At 73.1% G+C, this 23,476-nt stretch carries 19 protein-coding genes; 12 read left to right on the plus strand and 7 right to left on the minus strand.

The features are described 5' to 3' along the window. Nucleotides 1-340: 340 nt before the first annotated feature. Genes ABZ877_RS14400 through ABZ877_RS14410 form a run of 3 tightly spaced genes read left to right on the plus strand, consistent with a single transcriptional unit; the run spans nucleotide 341 to nucleotide 2,143 of the window. On the plus strand, nucleotides 341-724 hold the full coding sequence (locus ABZ877_RS14400; RefSeq protein WP_361069662.1) for a hypothetical protein: 384 nt from the start codon (nucleotides 341-343) through the stop codon (nucleotides 722-724). Between the two features lie 16 nt (nucleotides 725-740). Beyond that, complete coding sequence (locus ABZ877_RS14405) at nucleotides 741-1,703, plus strand: hypothetical protein (RefSeq protein ID WP_361069663.1); 963 nt, start codon at nucleotides 741-743, stop codon at nucleotides 1,701-1,703. Further along, the gene (locus ABZ877_RS14410) at nucleotides 1,703-2,143 is read left to right on the plus strand and encodes an RDD family protein (protein WP_361069666.1); all 441 of its coding nucleotides are present in this window, start codon (nucleotides 1,703-1,705) and stop codon (nucleotides 2,141-2,143) included. The genes ABZ877_RS14405 and ABZ877_RS14410 overlap by 1 nt, the downstream gene beginning before the upstream one ends. On the opposite strand, the gene ABZ877_RS14415 is transcribed toward ABZ877_RS14410, so the two are convergent. After that, nucleotides 2,128-3,546, minus strand: a complete 1,419-nt coding sequence (locus ABZ877_RS14415) for an MFS transporter (RefSeq protein WP_361069669.1) — start codon at nucleotides 3,544-3,546, stop codon at nucleotides 2,128-2,130. The two genes, ABZ877_RS14410 and ABZ877_RS14415, sit on opposite strands and share 16 nt — an antisense overlap. A gap of 158 nt (nucleotides 3,547-3,704) precedes the next feature. On the opposite strand from ABZ877_RS14415, the gene ABZ877_RS14420 reads away from it, so the two are divergent. From ABZ877_RS14420 to sulP, 4 genes are read left to right on the plus strand one after another with little or no spacing between them, the layout of a single operon-like run. Next, the gene (locus ABZ877_RS14420; protein WP_361069672.1) at nucleotides 3,705-4,124 is read left to right on the plus strand and encodes a hypothetical protein; all 420 of its coding nucleotides are present in this window, start codon (nucleotides 3,705-3,707) and stop codon (nucleotides 4,122-4,124) included. Between the two features lie 60 nt (nucleotides 4,125-4,184). Continuing rightward, nucleotides 4,185-5,111 carry a polyphosphate kinase 2 family protein gene (locus tag ABZ877_RS14425; protein ID WP_361069674.1) on the plus strand — a complete coding sequence of 309 codons (927 nt, stop codon included), beginning with the start codon at nucleotides 4,185-4,187 and terminating at the stop codon, nucleotides 5,109-5,111. Continuing rightward, a complete protein-coding gene (locus tag ABZ877_RS14430) occupies nucleotides 5,108-7,801 on the plus strand; it encodes an HAD-IC family P-type ATPase (protein WP_361069677.1) in 2,694 nt (897 codons plus the stop codon). Before ABZ877_RS14425 ends, ABZ877_RS14430 begins: the two co-directional genes overlap by 4 nt. A gap of 5 nt (nucleotides 7,802-7,806) precedes the next feature. Then, nucleotides 7,807-9,501: a sulfate permease gene (gene sulP / locus ABZ877_RS14435; protein WP_361069680.1), complete on the plus strand. Its 1,695-nt coding sequence runs from the start codon at nucleotides 7,807-7,809 to the stop codon at nucleotides 9,499-9,501. On the opposite strand, the gene ABZ877_RS14440 is transcribed toward sulP, so the two are convergent. The 3 genes from ABZ877_RS14440 to ABZ877_RS14450 are packed head-to-tail and all read right to left on the minus strand — an operon-like array spanning nucleotide 9,498 to nucleotide 15,156. Next, on the minus strand, nucleotides 9,498-10,985 hold the full coding sequence (locus tag ABZ877_RS14440) for an alpha-amylase family glycosyl hydrolase (protein ID WP_361069683.1): 1,488 nt from the start codon (nucleotides 10,983-10,985) through the stop codon (nucleotides 9,498-9,500). The genes sulP and ABZ877_RS14440 overlap by 4 nt on opposite strands. After that, the gene (locus tag ABZ877_RS14445) at nucleotides 10,982-13,681 is read right to left on the minus strand and encodes a glucosidase (protein WP_361069686.1); all 2,700 of its coding nucleotides are present in this window, start codon (nucleotides 13,679-13,681) and stop codon (nucleotides 10,982-10,984) included. Before ABZ877_RS14445 ends, ABZ877_RS14440 begins: the two co-directional genes overlap by 4 nt. Before the next feature lie 20 nt (nucleotides 13,682-13,701). Continuing rightward, entirely contained in the window at nucleotides 13,702-15,156 is a 1,455-nt protein-coding gene (locus ABZ877_RS14450; RefSeq protein ID WP_361069689.1) for a hypothetical protein, read from the minus strand. A 135-nt stretch (nucleotides 15,157-15,291) separates the two neighbouring features. Here ABZ877_RS14450 and ABZ877_RS14455 point away from each other — a divergent pair, with 135 nt between their 5' ends. The 3 genes from ABZ877_RS14455 to ABZ877_RS14465 all read left to right on the plus strand — a co-directional run bounded on the left by ABZ877_RS14455 (nucleotide 15,292) and on the right by ABZ877_RS14465 (nucleotide 18,913). Beyond that, on the plus strand, nucleotides 15,292-15,846 hold the full coding sequence (locus tag ABZ877_RS14455) for a DUF1269 domain-containing protein (protein WP_361069692.1): 555 nt from the start codon (nucleotides 15,292-15,294) through the stop codon (nucleotides 15,844-15,846). Next, nucleotides 15,846-16,331, plus strand: a complete 486-nt coding sequence (locus ABZ877_RS14460; protein ID WP_361069695.1) for a DUF1269 domain-containing protein — start codon at nucleotides 15,846-15,848, stop codon at nucleotides 16,329-16,331. Before ABZ877_RS14455 ends, ABZ877_RS14460 begins: the two co-directional genes overlap by 1 nt. Before the next feature lie 302 nt (nucleotides 16,332-16,633). After that, nucleotides 16,634-18,913, plus strand: a complete 2,280-nt coding sequence (locus ABZ877_RS14465) for a LuxR C-terminal-related transcriptional regulator (RefSeq protein ID WP_361069698.1) — start codon at nucleotides 16,634-16,636, stop codon at nucleotides 18,911-18,913. A gap of 10 nt (nucleotides 18,914-18,923) precedes the next feature. On the opposite strand, the gene ABZ877_RS14470 is transcribed toward ABZ877_RS14465, so the two are convergent. Further along, entirely contained in the window at nucleotides 18,924-19,133 is a 210-nt protein-coding gene (locus ABZ877_RS14470; protein ID WP_361069701.1) for a hypothetical protein, read from the minus strand. A 146-nt stretch (nucleotides 19,134-19,279) separates the two neighbouring features. On the opposite strand from ABZ877_RS14470, the gene ABZ877_RS14475 reads away from it, so the two are divergent. Continuing rightward, nucleotides 19,280-19,735 (plus strand): hypothetical protein, encoded by a 456-nt coding sequence (locus ABZ877_RS14475; RefSeq protein WP_361069703.1) that lies wholly within the window; start codon nucleotides 19,280-19,282, stop codon nucleotides 19,733-19,735. A 15-nt stretch (nucleotides 19,736-19,750) separates the two neighbouring features. Here ABZ877_RS14475 and ABZ877_RS14480 read toward each other — a convergent pair whose 3' ends face one another. Next, complete coding sequence (locus ABZ877_RS14480; RefSeq protein WP_361069706.1) at nucleotides 19,751-21,076, minus strand: diacylglycerol kinase family protein; 1,326 nt, start codon at nucleotides 21,074-21,076, stop codon at nucleotides 19,751-19,753. A gap of 134 nt (nucleotides 21,077-21,210) precedes the next feature. Here ABZ877_RS14480 and ABZ877_RS14485 point away from each other — a divergent pair, with 134 nt between their 5' ends. Next, the gene (locus ABZ877_RS14485; RefSeq protein ID WP_361069709.1) at nucleotides 21,211-22,617 is read left to right on the plus strand and encodes a DUF2252 domain-containing protein; all 1,407 of its coding nucleotides are present in this window, start codon (nucleotides 21,211-21,213) and stop codon (nucleotides 22,615-22,617) included. On the opposite strand, the gene ABZ877_RS14490 is transcribed toward ABZ877_RS14485, so the two are convergent. Beyond that, nucleotides 22,609-23,430 (minus strand): YhjD/YihY/BrkB family envelope integrity protein, encoded by an 822-nt coding sequence (locus tag ABZ877_RS14490; protein WP_361069712.1) that lies wholly within the window; start codon nucleotides 23,428-23,430, stop codon nucleotides 22,609-22,611. The genes ABZ877_RS14485 and ABZ877_RS14490 overlap by 9 nt on opposite strands. Nucleotides 23,431-23,476: the final 46 nt, after the last annotated feature.

The raw sequence follows: 23,476 nt of genomic DNA on the forward strand, positions 1-23,476 counted from the left end.
GTCCGTCCTGACACAGAACAGCGGGGGTGCCCTGCTGGGCACCCCCGTCCCCCGATCGTCCCCCGTTGGAACCCCCGTAGATCCCCCCGCGGTCGGAAGCCCCGTGCGCTTCCGTGGTTCCACGATGGACCCGGGCGGCCTCGCGGACCACGGTGAAAACCCTGGGATCGCCGACCAGGGTCGTACGGCGGTTGCTGTACGCGCCGGGGACCCGGGGAGCGGGGCCGTTCGGCCCTACGGGTGAGGGCCGAACGGCCCCTGCCCGCGCCCCTGCCAGGGCGTCACGGTGTGCGTCCGCCGCTCCGCTCGTGCGCGACGACAGGCTCTCAGGGGGGCCACCATGGCATGGACGCCCGCGCCGCGACTGCGCCGCCTGCGGACCGCGCGGTCCTTCGCCGGCCCTTCGCCGGTCGCCGTCCGGTACGTCGCCGGATGCCTGGTGATCGAATTGCGGGCCGAACTCGGCCCCGCCGCCGAGGCGTCCCTCGGGCGGCTCCTGCACCGCGTCATCCGCCCCGGCGGCACCGCCGTCCTCCTCGACCTCCGCCACGCCGGGAACCTCGGACCCGGCGGCCTCAGCGCCCTGCGCCTGGCCCGCGTCCTCGCGGACCGGCACGGGCTGGCGTTCGCCGTCCGGCTCGACGGGCGGCCCCGGCTCACCCGCGGCGGAGGATGCCCCGAGCCCGACCCCCTGCTGCGGTCTGGTGATGAGGCTGCGACATGACGCGGACGGGCCCGCCTTGACGGCCCTGCTGACCTGGCCGGTGCGATACGCGCTCGGCGCCGCGGACCGGGTGACGAGCGCCGCGGTACGGGGCGTGGTCGGCGCGGTGCTCGACCGGCTCGACCTGGACGAAATCGTGTCCCGGGTCGATGTGGACCGGGTCGCGGCCCGCGTGGACGTGAACGGGATCGCGGCGCGGGTGGACGTGGACGGGATCGCGGCGCGGGTGGATGTGAACCGGGTGGCGGACCGGGTGGATGTGGACCGTGTGGCGGATCGGGTGGACGTAGGGCGGGTTGCCGAGCGCGTGGATGTCGATCGGGTTGCCGATCGGGTGGATGTGGCGCGGGTTGTGGACCGTGTGGATGTGGATCGGATTGCGGATCGAGTGGATGTGGCGCGGATCGTGGATCGCGTCGACGTGGACCGGGTTGCCGAGCGCGTGGATGTGAACCGTGTGGCGGACCGGGTCGACGTAGGGCGGGTCGCGGATCGCGTGGACGTGGACCGGGTCGCGGATCGGGTGGATGTGGCGCGGGTTGTGGAGCGCGTCGACGTGGATCGGATCGCCGATGGGGTGGATGTGGCGCGGGTTGTGGATCGCGTGGACGTGGATCGGATCGCGGATCGGGTGGATGTCGCGCGGGTCGTGGCTCGTGTCGACGTGGACCAGGTCGCCGAGCGCGTGGACGTGGGGCGGGTTGCGGAGCGGATCGACGTGGGGCGGGTTGCCGAGCGCGTCGATGTGGACCGGATCGCCGACCGCGTCGACGTCGGGCGGGTCATCGCGCGGATCGATCTCGTGGGGCTCACCCGTGACGTGCTGCGGGAGATCGATCTCGGGCGGATCGTGCGGGAGACGGGCGGGGGGATGGCCGCGGACACCGGTGCGGCGATACGGGTCCTCGGCAGACGAGGCGACCGCGCGGTGTCCCGCCTGGCCGACCGCGCCCTCGGCCGGGACAGCGAGGCGCGGTGATGAGGGGCGCGGCCGAGGCCGGGGCGGAGGTCGCCGGGGTCGTGTCGCGCGGGGTCGCCGGGCTTGTCGATGTGTGCGTGGTCGCCGTCATCGCCGTCACGGTGCAACTCGGCGCCGGGTGCGTGCTGTTGATCGCCACCGGGCCCCCGTTCCGGGTTCCGGAGGTCCCCGGGTGGCTGTCGGGGGCGCTCGGCTGGGCCTTCGCCGTGTGCTACCTCGGCGGGGCCTGGGCGACGACCGGGCAGACCGTGGGGGGACGGCTGATGGGCGTGGTGGTGGGCGACCGCGCGGGGCGGCGGCTCGGGACGGCGCGCGCCTTGCTGCGGGCCGCGCTGAGCGTGTCGTTCCCGCTGGGCCTGTTGTGGGTGCCGTTCAGCCGGCGGCGCGCCTCCTTGCAGGACCTGCTCGTCGCCAGCGGCGTGCGCTACGACGGGCGTTGAGGCGCCGCGACCGCCCCGGGACCCTGCCGGGGCAGCAGCGCCCCGGCCACGAGCCCGCCGAGCCCGATCACGCCGAGCACCACGAGCGCCGTCATGTACGGGCCCACGGCCGGGTCCGCGACGAGGATCGTGCCGGCGACCGCCGTGCCGACGGAGGAGCCGAGGTTGGAGACGGAGCGGGAGAGGCCCGAGATCTCGCCCTGGAGGTCGTCGGGGAAGGCCGACTGGACGACGTTGACCGAGGGGGTCAGCATCAGGCCGAGCCCCAGGCCGATGAGGAGCAGGCCCGGGGTGAACGCCCACGCCTTGTTCGTCACGTCGGCGAGGACGATGAGGACGCCGATGCCGCTGACGGTCGTGACGAAGCCGGCCATGATGAGCGTGCGCTGTGCCCGCCGCTTCGCGAAGCGCTCCGCGAGCAGGGAGGACGCGAGGAGCCCCACGGTCGACGCGGTGAAGATGACTCCGGTGCCGATCGCGTCGTAGCCCCGTACGACCTGGAGGTAGGTGGCCGCCACGAACGAGACGCCCATCAGCACCAGCCACTGCACGTGCTGGGTGATGAGGCCGAGGTTGGAGGTGCGGTTGTGGAACAGGGACGTCGGCAGGAGAGCCTTCACCCCCTTGCGTTCCCGCGAGCGCACCCACGCGAAGAACGCCGTCAGGACGAGGACGCCGACGACCATGAGACCGAGCGCCAGCCAGCCGTTGTCGTCGGTGACCAGGATGCCCGTGACGACCAGGACCAGACCGGCCGCGGAGAGCACCGCGCCCACCGTGTCGAAGTGACAGCCGGGGTCGGCGGGGAGCGGGTCCTCCAGTTTCCGCGTCAGCACGATGATGACCACGATGACCACCGCCTGGAAGACGAAGGACGCCCGCCAGCTGATCGCCGAGGTGATGAGGCCCCCGATCAGCGGGCCGGCCGCCGCGCCGACGCCGCCCATCGCCATGATCGCCCCGAACGCCCGCGCCCGGTCGGAGACCTCGGTGAACAGCAGGGTGGTGAGGATGTAGACGGGCGGGATGAGCAGCGCCGTGCCGACGCCCTCGAGGATCGAGTTGCCGAGGATGAGCACGCCGAGCCCGGGCGCGGCAGCACTGAGCAGGGCGCCGACCCCGTAGATGAGCAGACCGAGGACGAGGCAGCGCTTGCGGCCGTAGCGGTCGGTGAGGATGCCGCCGGGGATCATCAGCGCGGCCATGACCAGCAGGAACACGGTGATCGCGGTCTGTACGCCCTGGACCGTGGTGTTCAGGTCGTCGCTGATGTCCTTGATCATCACGTTCATGTTCGACCCGGCGAAGCTGCAGATGAACTGCGCGAGGGCGAGCGGCGCGAGGATCCGGCGCGGCCACGCGCGCGGGGCGTCGGCTCCGCTCTGACGGGACGGCACGGTCATCGGCTTGCCTCCGATCGGCGGCGGACGACCGCCAGGGTCGTGGCCGCCCTCCGCCCGGTCGTCACCCCCGGAGGGTGACGACCGCGGGGCCCCGCCGGGAGCAACACTCGTTCCGCAGCGGTGCATCGGGCACCCTCCACACGCACGGAGGTCCTGTCATGGCCACCTCGACGACCCCGCACCACCGCACCAGCGCGAAGGAGGCGGCGGCCGGCGGGCTGACCGTCTTCGCGGCGGTGATGCTGTTCATCTCCGGGATCCTGGCCTTCTGCCGCGGTCTCATGGGCGTCCTGAAGGACGACGTCTTCCTGGCGACCCGTGACTACGTCTTCCAGTTCGACCTGACGGCCTGGGGCTGGATCCACATGCTGATCGGCGCGATCGCCGTCGCCGTCAGTCTCGGTCTGTTCGCCGCCGTCAAGTGGGCCCGCGTCCTCGGCGTCGCCCTCGCGGGGCTGCTGATCATCGCCAACTTCCTCTCGATCCCGTACTACCCCTTCTGGTCCCTGACCCTGATCGCCCTGAACGGGTTCATCATCTGGGCGCTCTGCGTGGTGCGGCGGGACACGCTCATCTGACCGGCACGGCCCCGACCCCGTACCCCAACCCCTTGACCAGGCGACCAGGCGAGGTGACGCATGCGCGACGGACCGGCACGGACGACGGACGAGAGGGCCGGGCGGATCGCCGAGTTCATCGCGCCGCTGCGGGTGGAGCCCGGCACCCGGGTGCGCCTGGCCAAGGACTTCGACCCCGCGTACAAGGCGGGCGTCAAGAACAAGAAGGCGGGTGAGGAGCTGCTGCGCGCCGGGGTCACGCTCCTGGCCGAGTACCAGCGGCGTCTCGCGGCCGAGGGCACCCACGGCGTCCTGCTGTGCCTCCAGGCGCTCGACGCGGGCGGCAAGGACGGGACCATCCGCCACGTGATGAGCGGCGTCAACCCGCAAGGGGTGCGGGTGGCCGGGTTCAAGGCGCCCTCCACCGGCGAGCTGAGCCACGACTACCTGTGGCGCTACGTCCGTGACCTGCCGCGCCGCGGCGAGATCGGCATCTTCAACCGCTCCCACTACGAGGAGGTCCTCGTCGTCCGCGTGCACCCCGAGCACCTCACCCGCCAGGGGCTGCCGCCGGAGGCCAGGGGCAAGAAGGTCTGGCAGCGCCGCTACCGGCAGATCAACGACTGGGAGCGCCACCTCACCGAGAACGGCTTCCACGTCGTCAAAATCTTCCTCAACCTCTCCAAGGAGGAGCAGCGCGTCCGCTTCCTCAAGCGCATCGACGTCCCCGACCGCAACTGGAAGTTCTCCGCCGCCGACGTCCGCGAGCGCGGGTTCTGGGACGCCTACCAGGACGCGTTCGCCGAGATGCTCTCCGCCACCAGCACACCGTGGGCGCCCTGGTACGTGGTGCCCGCCGACCGCAAGTGGTTCGCGCGGATCTGCGCGGCCTCCGTCCTCGCCCACACCCTCATCGCCATCGACCCGCGCTACCCGGAGATCGACGACAAGAGCCGCGCCGCCCTCGCCCGTGAGCGCAAGAGGCTGGAGCGGGAGGCGCCGCGATGACCGCGCAAGCCGAGGCCCGCGTCTGGTACGCGCGGCCCGCCGAGACCGTGGCCGGGGAGCTCGGGGTCGACCCGGCCACGGGTCTCAGCGCCGACGCGGCGGCCACGCGGCTGCGTGAGGACGGCCCCAACGCGCTGCCGCAGGAACGCACCAGGTCCGCCCTGTCGCGGTTCCTCGGCCAGTACACCTCGTACATGCAGATCATCCTGCTCGCCTCCGCCGTGGTGTCGCTCGCGATCCAGGAGTGGGGGACGGCGGTCGTCCTGCTCGTCCTGACCGTCATCAACGCCGTCATCGGGCTCCGCCAGGAGGGCAAGGCGGAGAGCGCCATGAACGCCCTCAAGGAGATGTCGAAGGCCACCGCGCGCGTGCGCCGCGACGGCACCGAGGCCGAGATCCCGGCCGAGGAGGTCGTCGTCGGCGACATCGTGCTGCTCACGGCGGGCGACGAGGTCCCCGCCGACGGACGGCTGCTGAGCGCGAGCGCCCTCCAGATCGACGAGTCCGCGCTCACCGGGGAGAGCGTGCCCGCCGCCAAGGACGCCGCGCCCGTACGGGGGGACGGGCTCGGGCCCGCCGACCAGACGGACATGGCGTTCATGACGACGCCGGTCACGCACGGCAGCGCCGTCCTCGTCGTCACCGCCACCGGCTCCGACACCGAACTCGGGCGCATCTCCGGCATGTTGACGACCACCAAGCCCGAGCCGTCACCGCTCACCACCGAACTGAACCGGCTGACCCTGTGGATCGTCGGCGCCGCCGGGCTGACGATGGTCGTGATGTTCGCCCTGGGGCGCTCGCGCGACGAGGCGTGGGACGCGCTCTTCGTCAGCGCCGTCTCGCTGGCCATCGCCGCCGTCCCCGAGGCGCTGCCCACCGTCACCCAGACCATCCTCTCCCTCGGCGGGCTCGACCTGGCCCGCAGGCACGCCATCGTCAAGGACCTCCCGTCGGTGGAGACGCTCGGCTTCACCTCGGCGATCAACTCCGACAAGACCGGCACGCTCACCATGAACCAGATGACGGTCGTCGAGGTCGTCGACCCCTACGACCGGTACACGGTCTCCGGCACCGGCTACTCCCTTGAGGGCCGCGTCCACCACGCCGCCGGTTCCACGCCGGGCATCGAGGACGCGATCCTGCCCTACCTCGTCGCCAGCGACGCCGCTCTGGTCGACGGGCATGTCGTCGGCGACCCCACCGAGGGCGCCCTCCTCGTCCTCGGTCACAAGGCGGGCCTCGACGTCACCGCCACCCGCGAGCGCCTGCCGCGCCTGGCGACCCTGCCGTTCGACCCGGCGTACAAGCTGATGGCGACCTTCCACACGGCCCGCGACGGGCAGGGCCGCGCGGTCGTGCGCTGCTTCGTCAAAGGGGCGGCGCCGGCCGTCCTCGCGCGCACCACGACCGCCCTGTCGCAGGGCGCGGCCGTCCCCTTCGACGGCGAGCTGCGCACCCGGGCCCAGGACGAGATCGACCGCATCAGCCGCGCGGGCCGCCGCGTCATGGCCGCCGCCACCCGTGACCTCGATCCCGGTCTCTTCGCCCCGGACGGCGATCTGCTCGCGCTCGTCCAGGAGTTGACCGTCACCAGCCTCGTCGGCATGGTCGACCCGCCCCGCGAGGAGTCCTTCGCCGCCGTGGCCGCCGCGCAGGCCGCCCACATCCGCGTACGGATGGTGACCGGCGACGACGTCGTGACCGGCGCGGCCGTCGCCGAGCAGGTCGGGATCGAGGGCGAGGCGATCCTCGGCGCCGACTTCGCCGCCCTGCCGCCCGAGGAACGCCTCGCCCGCATCGACCGGATCGGGGTCGTCGGCCGCGTCGCCCCCGAGCACAAGGTGCTGCTCGCCGAGACCCTCAAGGAGAAGGGCGACGTGGTCGCCATGACCGGCGACGGCGTCAACGACGCGCCCGCCATCAAGGCCGCCGACATCGGCATCGCCATGGGGTCGGGCACCGAGGTCGCCAAGAACGCCGGACGCATGATCCTCTCCGACGACAACTTCGCGACGATCGTGCACGCCGTCGAGCAGGGCCGGAAGATCTACGACAACCTCACCAAGTACATCCGGTTCGTCCTGGTCCTCCTCGTCGTCTTCGTGCTCACCTTCCTCGGCGCGACACTGTTCGACATCGCGGGCGGCGAACCGTTCACGCCCGCCCAGGTCCTCTGGATCCACTTCTTCGTCAACGCGGCCTTCGGCTTCTCGCTCGGCTTCGACCGGATCAGCGCCGGGCTCATGGACCGCCGCCCCCGCCCGCGCGGCGAACCCGTCATGACCCGCGGCCTCATGCTCACGGTCGGGCTGGCCGGTGTCGTGATCGCCGCCTCGCTGCTCGCCCTGCTCGCACTCGGCAAGGCCCGCTACGACAGCACGGAGATCGGCAACTCCATCGCCTTCACCGCGTTCGCGCTCTGCCTGATCGTCGCCGCGCTCGAATGCCGCAACCAGACGGAGACGGCCCTGACCGTCGACACCTTCGACAGCAAGCAGCTCAACTGGACGGTCTTCGGCGAGTTCGTGCTCGCCGTCCTCGTCATCCAGACCGACGTCTTCAACCGGCTCCTCGACACGACACCGCTCCACATCGGCCAGTTCGGCTGGGCCCTGCTGCCCGCGCTCGCCCTGCTCGGCCTGTGGGAGCTGGGCAAGCTGCTCGCCCGCCGCCGGCTCGCCGGGTGAGGCGCATGGGCTGGACGCCGCCGGGTGTACGGGCGCTGCGGGAGTACCGGCGGGCGTGGCTGGTCAAGGACGTCGTCGCGGGCATCGTCCTGAGCACGCTCCTCGTGCCGCAGGGCATGGCCTACGCGGAGCTGGCCGGGCTCCCGCCGATCACCGGGCTCTACACCTCCGTGCTCTGCCTCCTCGCGTACGCCGTCGTCGGCCCGTCCCGGATCCTCGTCCTCGGCCCGGACTCCTCGCTCGGGCCGATGATCGCCGCCACGGTGGTGCCGCTCGTCGCGGCCGACGGCGACCCGGACCGGGCCGTCGCGCTCGCCTCCGTCCTCGCCCTGATGGTCGGCGGCATCACGCTCCTGGCGGGCGTGGCACGGCTCGGGTTCGTCGCCGACCTGATCTCCAAGCCGACCATGATCGGCTACATGAACGGGCTCGCCCTGACCATCCTCGTCGGGCAGCTGCCCAAGCTGTTCGGCTTCTCCACCGACGCCGACGGGCTCGTGGACGAGGTGCGCGCCTTCGCCGACGCGCTCGGCGACGGCGCGACGGTCCCGGCCGCCGTGACGGTCGGCCTCGGCTGCATCGCCCTGATCCTGGTGCTGCAACGGTGGCTGCCGAAGGTGCCCGCCGTCCTCGTCATGGTCGTCCTCGCGATCACCGCGTCCGTCGTCCTCGACCTCGGCGACCACGGCGTACGCACCGTCGGCCGGCTCCCCGAGGGGCTCCCGCCGTTCACCGTCCCGCACGTCGCGTGGGACGACCTCGGCCCGCTGTGCGTCGGCGCGCTCGGCATCGCCCTGGTCTCCCTGGCCGACACGATCTCCAACGCCTCCGCCTTCGCCGCCCGTACGGGGCAGGAGGTCCGCGGCAACGACGAGATGATCGCCATCGGCACCGCCAACGCCGCCGCCGGACTCTTCCAGGGCTTCCCCGTCAGCACCAGCGGCTCGCGCACCGCCGTGGCCGAACGGGCGGGCGCCAAGACCCAGTTGACGGGTGTCGTCGGCGCCGTCCTCATCCTCCTCATGCTGGTGCTGCTGCCCGGCCTCTTCCGCGACCTGCCGCAGCCCGCGCTCGCCGCCATCGTCATCACCGCGTCCCTGTCCCTCGCCGACCTGCCCGGTACGCGCAGGCTGTGGCGGCAGCGCAAGGCGGAGTGCTGCCTGTCGGTCGCCGCGTTCCTCGGGGTCGCCCTGCTCGGCGTGTTGCAGGGCATCGCCATCGCCGTCGGCCTGTCGATCCTGAACGTCTTCCGGCGCGCCTGGTGGCCCTACAGCACCGAGCTGGGCCGGGTGCCGGGCCTGGAGGGCTTCCACGACGTGCGGTCCTACCCGACGGCCGCACACCTGCCCGGCCTGGTGATCCTGCGCTTCGACGCGCCGCTGTTCTTCGCCAACGCCAAGACGTTCCGCGACGAGGTGCTGCGCGCCGCGCAGAGCACTCCGCCGCCGAGCCGCGTGGTGCTCGCGGCCGAGCCCGTCACCGACGTCGACACGACGGCCGCCGACATCCTGGAGGAGCTGGACGCCGCGCTCCAGGACCTCGGCGTCACCCTCGTCTTCGCCGAGCTGAAGGACCCGGCCCGCCGCAAGATCGAGCGCTACGGCCTGACCCGTACCTTCGCCCAGGACCGCTTCCACCCGACGCTGGAGGCGGCGGTGGCCGCCTACCGCGCCTCCAGCGGCGCCCGGTGGGAGGCTTAGAGGCCGCTCGACTCCACCGAGAACACATGCGTGCCCCACGGCGGCAGATCGACGTAGAGTCCGTTGGAGAGCAGTTCGGCGCCGGAGCGTCCGTAGCGGTCGGCGGCGGTGAGCAGTTCGGTCAGCTCCCACGTGTCGGGCCCGAGTTCGTGCCACGGCAGCGGGATGCGGGCCTGCGCCGGGTGGCCGGAGAGGTTGACGACGGTCAGGAAGCGGCCCGCGTCGCCGGTCCAGCAGGAGGCGATCAGGTCGTCGCAGGAGCGGTTGTCGGGCCAGCCCGCGCACTCCAGGAGCCGCCAGCCGCCGGTCCGCATGCCGCTGCGGTGGACGCGGGCGAGCAACTGTTCGTGGAAGGAGCGCAGCGCGTTGTCCGGTGGTTCGTCGGGGCGGCGGTCGAGGAAGACCGGCAGGTGCACGCGGCGCCCCGTGAACTCGCCCTCGTGCCACAGCGTCGCGCCCGGCAGCGTCGCGATGAGCACGGCCGCCGCGCGCTCCTTGTCCGGCGGCAGGGTCTGCGCCGCGCGCGGCTCGTCGTGGTTCTCCAGGAAGCGGACGAGCCGCCGCTGGTAGCGCTCGTCGGCGTGCAGGTGGCCGCGTACGGACGACGCGCTCTCGTGCAGCACCCGGTCGTAGAGCCGCTTGTCGTAGCAGAAGTCGAAGCCCTGCTCCTGGAGCGTGTACTCCAGGTCCCAGTACGCCTCCGCCGCGAAGACCATCGCGGGGTGCCGGTCGTGGACCTCGCCGATGACCTGCGTCCAGAAGTCCCGCTGGGGCACGGCGCCCGCGCGCTCGCCCCAGGTCCGGGCGAAGACGTCGTTCAGCAGGAGCATCGCCATGTCGCAGCGGACGCCGTCGCAGAGGTCCCCGATGTCCTTCAGCGTCTCCGCCGTCGCCTGCCGCAGTTCGGGTGCGAACGCGTTGAGCTGCACGACGTCGGGCCACGGCGCGAAGAACGGGTCGCGCCCCCGGGCCAGCACAAAGCGGCCCGTGTCCAGGAAGGCCGCCGGATCGCGCCGCGCGTCCGCCGCGTCACCGTGCACGAAGTACTCGGGGTGCTCGCTCACCCAGGGGCTGTCCGGGGCCACATGGTTCGGCACGTAGTCGAGCAGGAGGCCGACGCCCCGGTCGTCGAGCGCGGAGCGGGCGGCGGCGATCCCCGCCGGGCCGCCGAGCGCCTCGTCGACGACGTACCGGCGGATGCAGTACGGCGACCCGGCGATGTCCTCCTCGCCGATGCCGGGGACGGCCGAGGCGAACGCGGCGCGCAGCGCCGGGTCGGCCAGGGCGATGGAGCGGCCGAGCGGACTGCGCTCCCAGACGCCCATCAGCCAGACGGCGTCGACACCGTCCGGGGTGATCTCGTCCCACACGTTCTTCGGCACGTCGGCCAGGGTCGTCGGGCGCCCGGCCCGGCGTCCGGTCTCGCGCAGCCAGACCCGGGTGTTGATCTCGTGGATGACGGGTTGCGCGGGCAGCGCGGTCATCGGCTCTGCCTCCTCGCCGTGCCGGAGCGGAAGTCGTCGGGGCCCAGCCTGCCGAACAACTGCATGAGCGGGGCGATCAGACCGGTCCAGCCGGTCTGGTGGGAGGCCCCGAGACCGGCGCCGTTGTCCCCGTGGAAATACTCGTAGAAGCTGATGAGGTCCCGCCAGTGCGGATCGTCGCGGAACTTGGCCTGGCCGCCGTAGACCGGCCGGTGCCCGTTCTCGTCGCGCAGGAAGATGCGGGTGAGGCGGGCGCTGATGTCCTCGGCGACCTCGTACAGGTTCTTGTGCACGCCGGACCCGGTCGGGCATTCGACGGTGAGGTCGTCGCCGTAGAAGCTGTAGAGGTTGAGCAGCGCGCGGATCAGGAGCGTGTTCATCGGCAGCCAGACCGGCCCGCGCCAGTTGGAGTTGCCGCCGAACATGCCGGAGTCGGACTCGGCGGGCAGGTAGCCGACGCCGAACTCCTGGCCCCGCACCCAGAAGGTGTAGGGGTGCTCGGCGTGGTGGCGGGAGAGCGCCCTGATCCCGTACGGGGAGAGGAACTCGTCCTCCGACAGAAGGTGGCCGAGGACCCGTACGAGCTTCTTCTCGTCCAGGACGGACAGGAGCCGGGGCCCGCCCGCCTTGCCCGCCGCCGCCGTGGTGAGCGTCACCGACAGCGAGGGGTGGCGGGTCGCGAAGCGCTGGAGGCGTTCGCCGAGACCGGAGAGGCTGGCGAGCTCCTCGGGCTGGAAGACGGTCGAGGCGCACAGCGGGAGCAGCCCCACCATGGAGCGGACCTTGAGGCGGACGGCCTCGCCGTCGGGGAGGCGCAGGACGTCGTAGAAGAAGCCGTCCTCCTCGTCCCAGAGCTCGTCACCGAGGTCGCCGATGCGGTCCATGGAGGCGGCGATCCACAGGTAGTGCTCGACGAACTTCAGGACCAGCTCCTCGTACGCGTCGTTGTGCCGCACGAGTTCCAGGGCGATCTGGAGCATCGACTGGCAGTACAGCGCCATCCAGGCGGTGCCGTCGGCCTGTTCGAGCGTGCCGCCGGTCGGGAGGGGCGCGCTGCGGTCGAAGACGCCGATGTTGTCCAGGCCGAGGAAGCCGCCCTGGAAGACGTTGCGGCCCGAGGGGTCCTTGCGGTTGACCCACCAGGTGAAGTTGGTGAGCAGCTTCTGGAAGGTGCGCTCCAGGAACGCGTGATCGGCGTGGCCCGTGGTCCGCTCCTCCATCATGTAGACGAAGTAGGCGGCCCAGGCGTGCACGGGCGGATTCACGTCGCCGAAGTTCCACTCGTAGGCCGGGATCTGGCCATTGGGGTGCAAGTAGGAGTCGCGGAGCAGGAGTTCGAGCTGCTGCTTGGCGAAGTCGAGGTCGACGACCGAGAACGCCACCGCGTGGAAGGCGAGGTCCCAGGCCGCGTACCACGGGTACTCCCACTTGTCCGGCATCGAGACGATGTCGTCGTTGACCATGTGGAACCACTCGCGGTTGCGGACACCGGGGCGCGGCATGCTCCACGGCGACAGGTCGTGCTCGGCGAGCCAGGTCTCCAGGTCGAAGGCGTAGTACTGCTTGGACCACAGCAGCCCCGCCACCGCCTGGCGCAGCACGCGCGCCTCGTCCTCGCCCGCCCGCGGCGGCGTCAGCTCACGGTAGAAGGCATCGGCTTCGGCGATGCGCTGCTTGAACACCGACTCGAAGCCGCGCCCCACCGACAGCTTGCCGCCGGCGGGCCCGAGACGCAGCCGCAACGTCTCGGACCCTCCGGGGGCGACCACCAGCGAGTAGTGGGCCGCCGCCTTGGTCCCCTCGCGGGCCGGGTTCACGGCCGTCCCGTCGCCCTCGACGATGTACCGGCCGATGCCGTCCTTCACGTACGGGGAGGCGTTCGCCGTGCCGAAAAGCCGCGCGTTGTTCGTCTCGTTCTCGGTGAACAGGATCCGGGGCGCCCCCGCGCACCGCAGGTCGTAGGAGCCGAGCTCCGGGTGGTCGGCCCGGACGCCGCTCGTGCGGCTCGGGCTCTCGACCGCCCACAGACGGGGCTTTGCGTCGTCGGCGTGGCGCTTCCCCCACGACCAGGTGTTGCGGAACCACAGCGTCGGCAGGACGTGCAGGGCTGCCTCGCGCGGGCCCCGGTTGTCGACGGTGATCCGCATGAGGATGTCGTCGTGGTCCGCCTTGGCGTACTCGACGGTCACGTCGAAGTAGGCGTCGTCGTCGAAGATCCCGGTGTCGAGCAGCTCGTACTCGAACTCCTGGCGGCCGCGGGAGCGGTTGACGGCGAGCAGGTCGTCGTAGGGGTAGGCGGCCTGCGGGTACTTGTACAGGTAGCGCAGGTACGAGTGGCTGGGCGTGCTGTCGAGGTAGAAGTAGTACTCCTTGACGTCCTCGCCGTGGTTGCCCTCGCCGTTGGTCAGGCCGAACGCGCGCTCCTTGAGGATCGGGTCCTGACCGTTCCACAGGGCGAGCGCCAGGCACAGCCGCTGCTTCTCGTCGCAGACGCCGCCGAGCCCGTCCTCGCCCCACCGGTACGCGCGCGAGCGCGCGTGGTCGTGCGGGAAGTACGACCACGCGTCGCCGCCCGGACTGTAGTCCTCGCGGACCGTGCCCCACTGCCGTTCGCTGAGGTACGGGCCCCACAGACGTGCCCGCGCGTTCCCGTCGGCCGTCGGCCCGATCCTCGCGCCCCGCGTCTGCGTGTTCATCCGCGCTCTCCCTGCCTCGGTCAGCCGGATGCGCCAGTCTTGGCGGGGGCCGGACCGCCCGCCTCACCTCCCGGGGGTGAGCCCTCCGCACGGGCCTGCGTGCGGGCCGCGAGCGTGATCGCGATCTCGTACGCGGCGAGCAGCGCGCCCACCACGAACAGGGATGTCCACGAGGACAGCGCGAGCGCCACGACGACGGCGACGACCGCGCCGCCCACCCGCAGCGTGTCGGCGTGCCGCGCCAGCCACGGGCGCAGCGCCTTGTCCTTGCCGATGCGCTCCCCGGCCCGCGCGGCGTACTGCCCGGCGGCGCGCGCCCCCTGGGCGGTGTGGCGGCGCAGCCAGACCGGCAGGCGCCCGGGGCCGACGAGGTAGGCGACGACCGCGAGGACGATGCCGAGCCACAGGAGCTGGTCGCCGCGGTCGCGCAGGGTGGTGAACACGGTCCGCAGCGCGGCGCGCAGACCGTCGCGGTAGACGCCCTCCGGCACCTGGCCGAGCAACTGCTCGCGCACCGCGCGCAGCACGGTCGACAGGACCGTCACCGACACCACCAGCCAGAGACCGAGCTGGAGCACGGTGCGGCGCCGGTTCGGGGAGGCCCACAGGGCGAGCGCGAGCAGCACAGGGACGGCGACGAGCAGGCCGACCAGGCCCTTCTTGAAGACGAGGACCGCCTGCTGGAGCTGGCCCAGCTCCTTGCGGTCGTAGAGGCGGATCTGGGCGAAGTCCTCGGGGAGCTGGACGCCGAGGGCGTTCTCGATGCGTTCGTGCAGGCCCGGCGGGATCTCACCGGAGGTGAGGGTCGGCAGGTCGATCTTCTTGTCGAAGACCGAGGGGAGCTGCTGTTGCAGGGAGTCGAGGAGGTTGTTGACCATCGGGAGCAGGTTCAGGGTGACGGTGTCGCCCTTCACCTGGACGTTCTTGTTGCTCTTGTCGAGGATCGAGACGATCCGCTCGTGCGCGAACCGGTTCGTCGCCCGCCACACCGCCTGGAACCGGTCCGTCGCGATCAGCTTGGAGACCGACTGCCGCATGTAGTCGTGGACGGCGCCGGTGACCGGCCCCGCGAGGAAGGCGGCGCGGGGCGGCAGCGCCTCGGTCAGCTTCCGCTCGACGTCGAGCTGGTCGAAGATCTCGTCGGCGAGGTACGTGGAGACCGCCTTGTTGACGTCCGGGTCCTCGGGGAGCGGGCCCACGGCGGCGATCCAGCGGTCCGTGTTCAGCGTCGTCCGCGCGCCCCACACCCCCACGACCGAGGTGACCGACACGACCGCGACCAGGGCGATGAGCACCGCCGCGACCATGCGGCGCACCGCGAGCGTCCGCGCGCCGCGCCGCCGCTCGGTCCCGGCCCGGGCCCGCAACTCGGCGACCTCGGCGCGCAGCCGCTCCAGCTCGGCGCGGTCCGCCGGCTCCGGGGTCCGCCCGGGGTCCGGGCCCCGCTCGGGAGCCGGTGTCTGCTCAGGGGACATGGCGCCACCTCCGGCCCCCACCGTCGCCGCGTCCCGGCGGCCCTCCCTCACCTGCGGCGGGTGACGCGCCACGGCGGGCGCGGGCGCTGTGATGACCGTCGTGACGGGGGCGGTTCTCCGTGGAAGGGAGGCACGATGGCTGCGATCGGACCGGTGCAGTTGCTGACGGTCGAGTTCGGGCCCGACGCCAAGTTCGAGGGGCGGATCATCGAAGAGCTGGCGATCCTCGAGGCGAACGGGCAGATCCGCGTCCTCGACATGCTCTTCGTCCGCCGGGAGCCGGGCGGCGGTCTGTTCAGCCTGGACTACCAGGCCGAGGGCATGGGGGAGACGGTCGCCGCGCTGCTCGGCATCGACCGCGAGGCGGTGCGCGAGGCCCAGGAGGAGTACCCGAGCCTCGTCGAGGGCAACGCGTTCGGCCTGTCGGTCGACGAGGTGAAGGAGATGGCCGAGTCGCTCGACCCGGGCACGGCCGCGGCGTTCGTCCTCCTGGAGCACGTCTGGGCGAAGTACCTGCGCACGGCGATCCGCGACGCGGGCGGGGTGCCCGTGGCCGAGGGCTTCCTCACCGAGGAGGCGCTCGCCCCCGTGGCGGCCGAGATCGCGGCGGCGGCCGAGCGGCTCGGCGAACCCGTCGCCCCCGCGTCCCCGCCGGACAACACGGCACGCAACCACCGGAGGAGTACCTGATGGCCGATCTCGTCGTGCTCGGATTCTCGGACAAGGAGAAGGCGGAAAGCGTGCTGCGGCTCGCCAAGGACCTCTCCAAGCAGGAACTGCTCGACCTGGAGGACGCCGCGCTCGCCTGGCGCACCATGGACGGCAAGCTCCACATCCACCAGACGTACAACACCACGGCGACCGGCGCCGCGGGCGGCGCGCTGTGGGGCTCGCTGTTCGGGCTGCTCTTCCTGATGCCGGTGTTCGGCGCGGCCGTGGGCGCCGCGACCGGCGCCGTCGCGGGCAAGCTCACCGACATCGGCATCAACGACGCGTTCGTCAAGGAGACCGCGGCCACCCTGGAGCCCGGCCGCGCCGCCGTCTTCGCCCTCGTGCGCCGCTCCACCCCCGACCGCGTCCGTGAGGCCGTGCGCCCCTTCAACCCCACCGTGATCCGCACCTCGCTCACCAAGGACCGCGAGGAAGAACTGGTCGCGGCCCTGCACTCGGTCTGAGACCCCCGCCGGGGCGCGGAACCGCACCCCTCGCGCCGCGCCGTCTCACCCCGCAACTTCACCCGGGTGAGATGGCGCCGCCGCGTGCGCCCCCGCCCGCCCCGGGCCGCACACTGGCCTGGCACCCGCCCCCCGCGCCCCACACACCCGGGGCGGGCCGCACCCCGGCCACCCGTGCCGCTCCCGGCCCCCGAGCGAGCGAGCGCCGCCGCAGGCCGCCCCGCCGGGCCCGCGACCGCGGCACGATCCGTCCCCCTCGGGCCCTGAGCCGTACCGCCGTGCCCCCGAAGCGAGGTGCCGTGATGGCCCAGCCCCGCTCCCGACCCCCGGAGACGGCAGGCGCGCGGGCGCCGGCGCCCACCGTCCCCGCCCTGCCCACCTGGCTCGTGCCCCGCCCCCACCTCACGGGCCGCCTGGCCCGGGGCGTGCGAGGGCCGCTGACCGTGATCCTCGGACCCGTCGGCGCGGGCAAGACGGCCGTCGCCCTGGAATGGGCGCACACCCGGCTGCCGCCCGGCCCGGTCGCCTGGGTCACCTGCGACGGGCCCGCCGAACAGCCCGGCGTGTTCTGGCCCCGCGTGACCGGGGCGCTGCGCGACGCGGGCGTGGCGGTGCCCGAGGCCGTCGCGTCCGGCGAGGGCCCCCTCCTCGTGGCCGCGCTCGCCGCCGCGCTCAACCGGCGCGCCGAACCCGTCGTGCTCGTCCTCGACGACTTCCAGCCCGCCCCGGGCTCCCCGCTCGCCGACGGCGTCGGCAGCCTGCTGCGGCACGCGCCCGGCGCCCTGCGCCTGGTCGTCCTCGCCCGCCGCGACCCGCCCCTGCACCTGCGCCGCACCCGGCTCACCAGCGAGGTGACCGAACTGCGCACCGCCGACCTCGCCTTCGACGACCGCGAGACCGCCGCCCTCCTCGCCCAGCACGGCATCGACGTGCCCCGGCAGACCGTCAGCGTGCTGCGCCGGCGCACCGACGGCTGGGCGGCCGGGCTCCGGCTGGCCGCGATGTCCATGGAGAAGCGGCGCGAACCCGAGCGGTTCGTCGCCGAGTTCGCCGGGGACGACGAGGCGATCTCCAGCTACCTCGTCGAGGAGGTGCTCGACCTCCAGCCGCCCGGCATGCGGCAGTTGCTGCTCATGACGAGCGTCCTCGACCGGCTCAACGCCGAACTCGCCGTCGAGCTCGCGGGCGAGGAGGTGGGCCGCCACTTCGCCGACCTCGTCCGCGAGAACTCCTTCCTGCACCCCGAGGGACAGGGCTGGTACCGCTGCCACCAGATGTTCGCCGACGTGCTCCGCATGCGCCTGCGCCACGAGTCCCCGGGCCTCGTCGCCCCGCTGCACCGCCGCGCCGCCGCCTGGCTCGACGCCCACGGCCACCTCGCCGACGCCCTGCGCCACCTGCTCGCCGCCGACGACTGGGAGCCCGCGGGCGCCCTCGTCGTACGCCGCCTCGCCATCGGCCAGGTCCTCGGCCTCACCCGCGAACGGCTGCCCGCGGGGCTCGTCCGCGGACTCCCCGAGGAACCGGCGGGCGACAGCCCCGAGCCCGTGCTGCTCGCCGCCGCCGTCGCCCGGCTGCGCGGCGACGACCCCTCCTGCCGCCGCCACCTGGACCGCGCCCACAAGCTCCTCGACGCGCTCCCGCCCGAACAGCACGACCGCGCCGCCCGCTGCCGCTGCGCCCACGCCATGATCCGCATGGACCGGCTGCGCTCCCGCGACCTCGCCCAGGCACACGCCGCCGCCCTGGACGCCGAGGCGGTCATGCCGCTGCTCCCGCACGCCCTGCTCGCCCAGCACCCCGAGATCGCCGCCCTCACCCTGTCGGTGCGCGGCAGCCGCGAGGTGCAGACCGGCAACCTCAAAGGCGCCGAGGCGCTGCTCACCGGCGCCCTCAAGGCGGCGGGCGCCGCCGGGAACGGCGCCCTGCGCCGCGACTGCCTCGTCGAACTCGCCCTGCTCGAAGCGGTCCGCGGGCGCTTCCGCGCCGCCGACGAACTCGCCGCGCACGCCACCCAGCCGCCCCTTCCGAGCTGGACCGCCGCCGAACGCTCCCAGGCGACCCTGCACTTGGTGCGGGCCTGGGTCGAACTGGCCCGCGGCGGCCCCGGGCGGGCCCGGCACGAACTCGCGCGCGCCGACACCGTGCTGCGCGGCCGCCCCGACGTCTTCCTCACCGAGGTGGGCGCGCTGGTCGCGGGCCTCGCGACGGCCCTCGAACAGGGCGGCCCCGCCACGACCGCCGACGACCTGACGCGCGGCTCGCGCCTGCCGCGCACGGTCCTGCGCGCGGCGGGCCCCGCATGCGCCGCCGTCCTCGGCGCGAGCCGCCACGGCCGTGTCGCCGTCGGCGCCGCGCCGGACCGCCCGGGCGGCCGTCCGGCCCCCACCGAGCAGCTCAGCGCCCGCGAGCGCGACGTCCTCGCGCGCCTCGCCCAGATGATGACCACCGAGGAGATCGCGACGGAGCTGTACCTCTCGGTGAACACGGTGAAGACCCACCTCAAGAGCGTCTACCGCAAACTCGCGGTGACCCGCCGCTCGGCGGCGGTCCGCCGGGCCCGCGAACTGCAACTCCTGTGAGGGGCTGGTTCTAGTGCGGGGTGGCGGGCAGCCGCCGCACTTCGAGGAGTTCGAGGCCGAGGGCCTGGATCCGGTCGAGGACCGCGTAGAGGGCGGCCTGGTCGAGGCCCGAGCCGAGCAGGACCGTCTCCGCGGGCCGCAGCACCACCGTCAGCTCCCCGAAGGCCGCACGGAAGGCCTCGCCGATCCTGCCGCGTACCCGGATCTCGAAGTCGCCCATGGCGACACCTCCTGTGCGACGGACCGGCCACCGCCCGCACCGTCCCGCCGCGCCGGCGGACGCGACATCACCTCGTGCGGGTGACGGTGGCGCCCCCGCGCGGCGGGATGCTCCGGACTCACCCCGGACACACGAGGAGGTGCGGGATGACGGACCCGCTCCCGCAGCAGCAGCCCCGCCCCGGCGCGCCCGAACCGGAGCCGCACGTCAATCCGGTCACCGTCGGCGGCGTCGTCTTCGCCGTCTGCGTGCTGGTCATCGTCGGCGCGTACCACACGATCGCGGGCCTCTCCGCGATCCTCGGCGAGAACTACTACCAGCAGCAGAACGACTACGCCTTCGACTTCGACGTCAACGCCCGCGGCTGGGTCGAGCTGATCACGGGCTTCATCGTCCTCCTCGCGGCCCTCAACCTCTTCGCGGGGCGGGTGTGGGCCCGCACGATCGGCATCCTCGTCGCGATGTTCAGCGCGATGCAGAACTTCTTCTTCACCCCGTACCAGCCGGTCTGGTCGGCCATCATCATCGCGCTGGACGTCCTGGTGATCTGGTCCCTCGCGATGTACGGGCACCGCGTGGCCCACAAGGTGTACGGGGCGTGAGGCGCGGCGCGGGACTCAGTACCGGCCGGTCAGGCCGAGCCGGCCGAGCACGCGCCAGTCGAGCGCCGGACGCTCCCGGTAGGCGCCGGGCCGCTCCCGGGGGACGAGGACCCGCAGCGCCCCCGGCCGGATCTCGCACCGCACCGGTACGGGCAGCCGCACCGCCTCGCCGTCGATGCCGGCCGGGACCGTCTCCCGGTCGGCGTCGACGACCACCGTGGCCGCCGTCGTCCGGTGCAGGCCCGTGGCCCGGCTGCCGCGCAGCAGCCCCGTCGCCTGCGCGGCGCTCGTGACCCGGACCCCGACGCAGCCCAGCACCCCGGTGTCGAGGCGGGTGCGGCGGCCGAGCCCGGCGATGTCCCCTTCCCCGTACGGGTTGTTGCTCACGAGGAGCGCCTGCGGGTCGGTGAAGGTCTCCGCGCCGGCCCGCGCCGTGAGCCGCACCCCCTTGTGGCCCATGAGCAGATCGGGGAGCAGCCCGAGGGTGGTGCGCGTCTTGCCGTCGCGGTAGGACGGGCTCTGCACGACCTCGGCGTACGCCCCGAACGACACGTTGTTGACGAACGGGCGCCCCGCCGCGAAGCCGAGATCCACCCGCAGCTCCCTGCCGTCGCGCAGGGCGTCCAGGGCCTTCGCCGGGTCGTCGCGGTCCAGGCCCAGGTCGAGGGCGAAGTGGTTGCGGGTGCCCGCCGGGATCACCAGGAACGGCAGGCCCAGGTCGGCCGCCACCTCGGCGACCAGCGCCTGCGTGCCGTCACCGCCCGCGACGCCGAGCAGATCGGCGCCCTCACGCGCACACGCGCGCGCCAGCGCCGACACATCCGTCTCGCCGGGCCCCTCCAGGAGCACCACCTGGGCACCGAACTCCTCCGCGCGCTCCGGCAGCGCGAACCGGCCCACCTTGCCGCCGCCGGAGCGCGGATTCATGATCAGCACCGCGCGGCGGAACGCCGGCGCGGGACGCTCCTCCACCGGCGCGGGGGCGACGCGCCCGGCGAGCGCCGCGCGGCCCGCCCCCGCCGCCAGGAGCCACAGCGCGCAGGAGACCACGACCACCCAGGTGAGCCGCGCCCTGGTGTAGGTCGCGATGACCCAGACCGGCGCGGCGAGCGCGAGCAGCACGGCGAGGTAGCGGGTCAGGCCGCGCCTGCTGACGATCCACCAGACGGCGGCGACCGTGACCAGCACACCCGCGAGGCCCACGCCGAGCAGCGCGAAGGTCTTCAGGCCCGCGAAGACCCCGAGCACGACCACCGCGGCCGCGGCGGACGCCAGCGACGCGCGCGCCAGCCACCGTTGCCCGCGCGGCGCGTCCGCCGTCGTGCGCGTCGTCGTTTCCATGCCGGGAAGTCTGTGACCGCCCCGCACCCCGGTCCTCACCCCTTGCAGGGGATTCGCGCCCGAGCTCACACCGGCGGGGTGACGCCGCCGCGCCCCGGCGGGCGCACGCTTCCCGCACCGGGAAGGAGCGCGCCATGACCGACACCACGTTCCAGGGCGGGACCCCGCGCGAGCGGGCGGAGCGGGGCCGGGCGGCCCGGGCCCGCGTACGCCGCTCGGCGCACGACGCGTACACGCCGTCGGCGCACCGCCCCGACCCGGTCGACATCCTCGAACGGCAGTCCGCCAGCAGGCTCTCCGAGCTGATCCCGATCCGCTACGGGCGGATGCTGGAGTCCCCGTTCCGGTTCTACCGAGGAGCCGCGGCGATCATGGCCGCCGACCTCGCGGCGGCCACCCCGGCGACCGGGCTGCGGGCCCAACTCTGCGGCGACGCCCACATGCTGAACTTTCGGCTGCTCGCCTCACCGGAGCGGCGCCTGATGTTCGACGTCAACGACTTCGACGAGACCCTGCCGGGCCCCTGGGAGTGGGACGTCAAACGCCTCGCCGCGTCCCTGGTGATCGCCGGGCGCGGCAACGGCTTCCGCGACGTGGAGCGCGCCCGCGTGGTCCGGGCCACCGTCGCCGCGTACCGCACCTCCATGGAGAGCTTCGCCGCGATGCGCACCCTCGACGTCTGGTACGCCCGCATCGAGGCCCAGGAGCTGTTCGCCACCCTCTCCGAACGGCTCGACCCGCGCACCCGCCGCCGCATGTCGCGCGCGCTCGACAAGGCCCGCACCCGCGACCACCTCCAGGCGCTGTCCAAGCTGGCGTACACGGTCGGCGACGAACTGCGCCTCGCCCCCGACCCGCCGCTCGTCACCCCCCTGGACGAACTCCTGCCCGACGTCGAGCGCAAGCACATGGAGGAGCAACTGCGCGAACTCATCGAGCGGTACGCGCACACGCTCCCCGCCGACCGGCAGGCGCTGCTCGCCCAGTACCGGGTGGTCGACATGGCCCGCAAGGTCGTCGGCGTCGGCAGCGTCGGCACCCGCTGCTGGATCGTCCTGCTGCTCGGCCGGGACAACGGCGACCCGCTCCTCCTCCAGGCGAAGGAGGCGCAGCGCTCGGTCCTGGAACCGGCCGCGGGCCCGAGCCTCCACGACAACCAGGGCGAACGCGTCGTCGCGGGCCAGCGCCTCATGCAGGCCGCGGGCGACATGTTCCTGGGCTGGGAGCGCGCCGAGGGCTTCGACGGACGCCAGCGCGACTTCTACGTACGGCAGTTGCGGGACTGGAAGGCCATCCCGCAGGCCGAGCTCATGGCCCCCGACGTCATGGCCCTCTTCGGCCGCACCTGCGGCGCCACCCTCGCGCGCGCCCACGCGCGCTCCGGCGACCGCATCGCGATCTCCGCCTATCTGGGCCGCGCCGACACCTTCGACAAGGCCGTGGCGCGCTTCGCCGAGTCCTACGCGGACCAGAACGAGCGGGACCACCGGGCGCTGGCCGACGCGGTCCGCGAGGGACGGGTGACCGCCGCGTCAGCGTGAGGGCGTCGCCGCCCCGGGCGCCTGCGCGTCGCCGAGCCTGCGGCGCAGGAACTCCTCCTGGGCGAGGGTGCGGCCCACCGCGATGGCGGACACCACGACGGTGAAGTACACGATGAGCCAGGACAGCAGCGTGAACACCGAGCCCAGCGTCCCGTACCGGTCCATGCTCATGCGCAGCGCGCGCGGCAGATAGAGCTGCGAGACCAGCGTGAGGCCGACCACGCCCACCCCGGCGAGGACCGCGCCCGGCAGCAGCGGCGGCCAGGGCACGCGGCCGACGAGTAGCAGGTGCTGCGTCCACCAACTGATCAGCGTCGCCGTCACCAACTGCGAGGCGACACCGAGCGCGGGGCCGAGCCCGAACGCCTGGTGCACCGCGCCCTGCACGACGAGGAACACGATCCACACCAGCAGCCAGGCCGCCCACCGCCACGCCGTGAGCCGGACGGCCGCGCGCGGCAGGTGCCAAGAGCGCTCGCACACCCGTTGCAGGGCGCGTGTGAAGGACGTGGCCGAGAGCAGGGCGACCAGGACGCCCAGGGCACCCCAGTTGTGCAGGGCGCCGTCCCCGCCGTCGGTCAGATCCGTCGCCTGGGCGATGACCGGCCCCTTCGCGCCCATCAAGGTGTGCAGCGAGCGCAGCAGTTCGCGCCGCACGGGGCGCGGGCAGAACGACGCCACGGCGATGAGCATCGGCAGCGCGGCGAGGAACGCCTGGGCCGCGAGGCGCGTCGCCATGTCGAGGACGTTGACGTGCACGAGCTGCTGGAGGACGCGCCCGACCAGCGGCGGGACGGCACCGACGATCGCCATGACGCGGTCCTCTCGTGGCGGGACGCACTCGTGCCGCCACGGTGCG

This window comes from Streptomyces sp. NPDC046939, assembly GCF_040644575.1.
Taxonomy (GTDB): domain Bacteria; phylum Actinomycetota; class Actinomycetes; order Streptomycetales; family Streptomycetaceae; genus Streptomyces.

Bases quoted from the DNA above. Each gene is read 5' to 3' on its own strand.
- ABZ877_RS14425 (WP_361069674.1), top strand. From the start codon at position 4,185: ATGCGCGACGGACCGGCACGGACGACGGACGAGAGGGCCGGGCGGATC.
- ABZ877_RS14400 (WP_361069662.1), top strand. From the start codon at position 341: ATGGCATGGACGCCCGCGCCGCGACTGCGCCGCCTGCGGACCGCGCGG.
- ABZ877_RS14460 (WP_361069695.1), top strand. From the start codon at position 15,846: ATGGCCGATCTCGTCGTGCTCGGATTCTCGGACAAGGAGAAGGCGGAA.
- ABZ877_RS14485 (WP_361069709.1), top strand. From the start codon at position 21,211: ATGACCGACACCACGTTCCAGGGCGGGACCCCGCGCGAGCGGGCGGAG.
- ABZ877_RS14455 (WP_361069692.1), top strand. From the start codon at position 15,292: ATGGCTGCGATCGGACCGGTGCAGTTGCTGACGGTCGAGTTCGGGCCC.
- ABZ877_RS14470 (WP_361069701.1), bottom strand. From the start codon at position 19,133: ATGGGCGACTTCGAGATCCGGGTACGCGGCAGGATCGGCGAGGCCTTC.
- ABZ877_RS14465 (WP_361069698.1), top strand. From the start codon at position 16,634: ATGGCCCAGCCCCGCTCCCGACCCCCGGAGACGGCAGGCGCGCGGGCG.
- ABZ877_RS14475 (WP_361069703.1), top strand. From the start codon at position 19,280: ATGACGGACCCGCTCCCGCAGCAGCAGCCCCGCCCCGGCGCGCCCGAA.
- ABZ877_RS14415 (WP_361069669.1), bottom strand. From the start codon at position 3,546: ATGACCGTGCCGTCCCGTCAGAGCGGAGCCGACGCCCCGCGCGCGTGG.
- ABZ877_RS14410 (WP_361069666.1), top strand. From the start codon at position 1,703: ATGAGGGGCGCGGCCGAGGCCGGGGCGGAGGTCGCCGGGGTCGTGTCG.
- ABZ877_RS14480 (WP_361069706.1), bottom strand. From the start codon at position 21,076: ATGGAAACGACGACGCGCACGACGGCGGACGCGCCGCGCGGGCAACGG.
- ABZ877_RS14430 (WP_361069677.1), top strand. From the start codon at position 5,108: ATGACCGCGCAAGCCGAGGCCCGCGTCTGGTACGCGCGGCCCGCCGAG.
- sulP (WP_361069680.1), top strand. From the start codon at position 7,807: ATGGGCTGGACGCCGCCGGGTGTACGGGCGCTGCGGGAGTACCGGCGG.
- ABZ877_RS14445 (WP_361069686.1), bottom strand. From the start codon at position 13,681: ATGAACACGCAGACGCGGGGCGCGAGGATCGGGCCGACGGCCGACGGG.
- ABZ877_RS14450 (WP_361069689.1), bottom strand. From the start codon at position 15,156: ATGTCCCCTGAGCAGACACCGGCTCCCGAGCGGGGCCCGGACCCCGGG.
- ABZ877_RS14440 (WP_361069683.1), bottom strand. From the start codon at position 10,985: ATGACCGCGCTGCCCGCGCAACCCGTCATCCACGAGATCAACACCCGG.
- ABZ877_RS14490 (WP_361069712.1), bottom strand. From the start codon at position 23,430: ATGGCGATCGTCGGTGCCGTCCCGCCGCTGGTCGGGCGCGTCCTCCAG.
- ABZ877_RS14420 (WP_361069672.1), top strand. From the start codon at position 3,705: ATGGCCACCTCGACGACCCCGCACCACCGCACCAGCGCGAAGGAGGCG.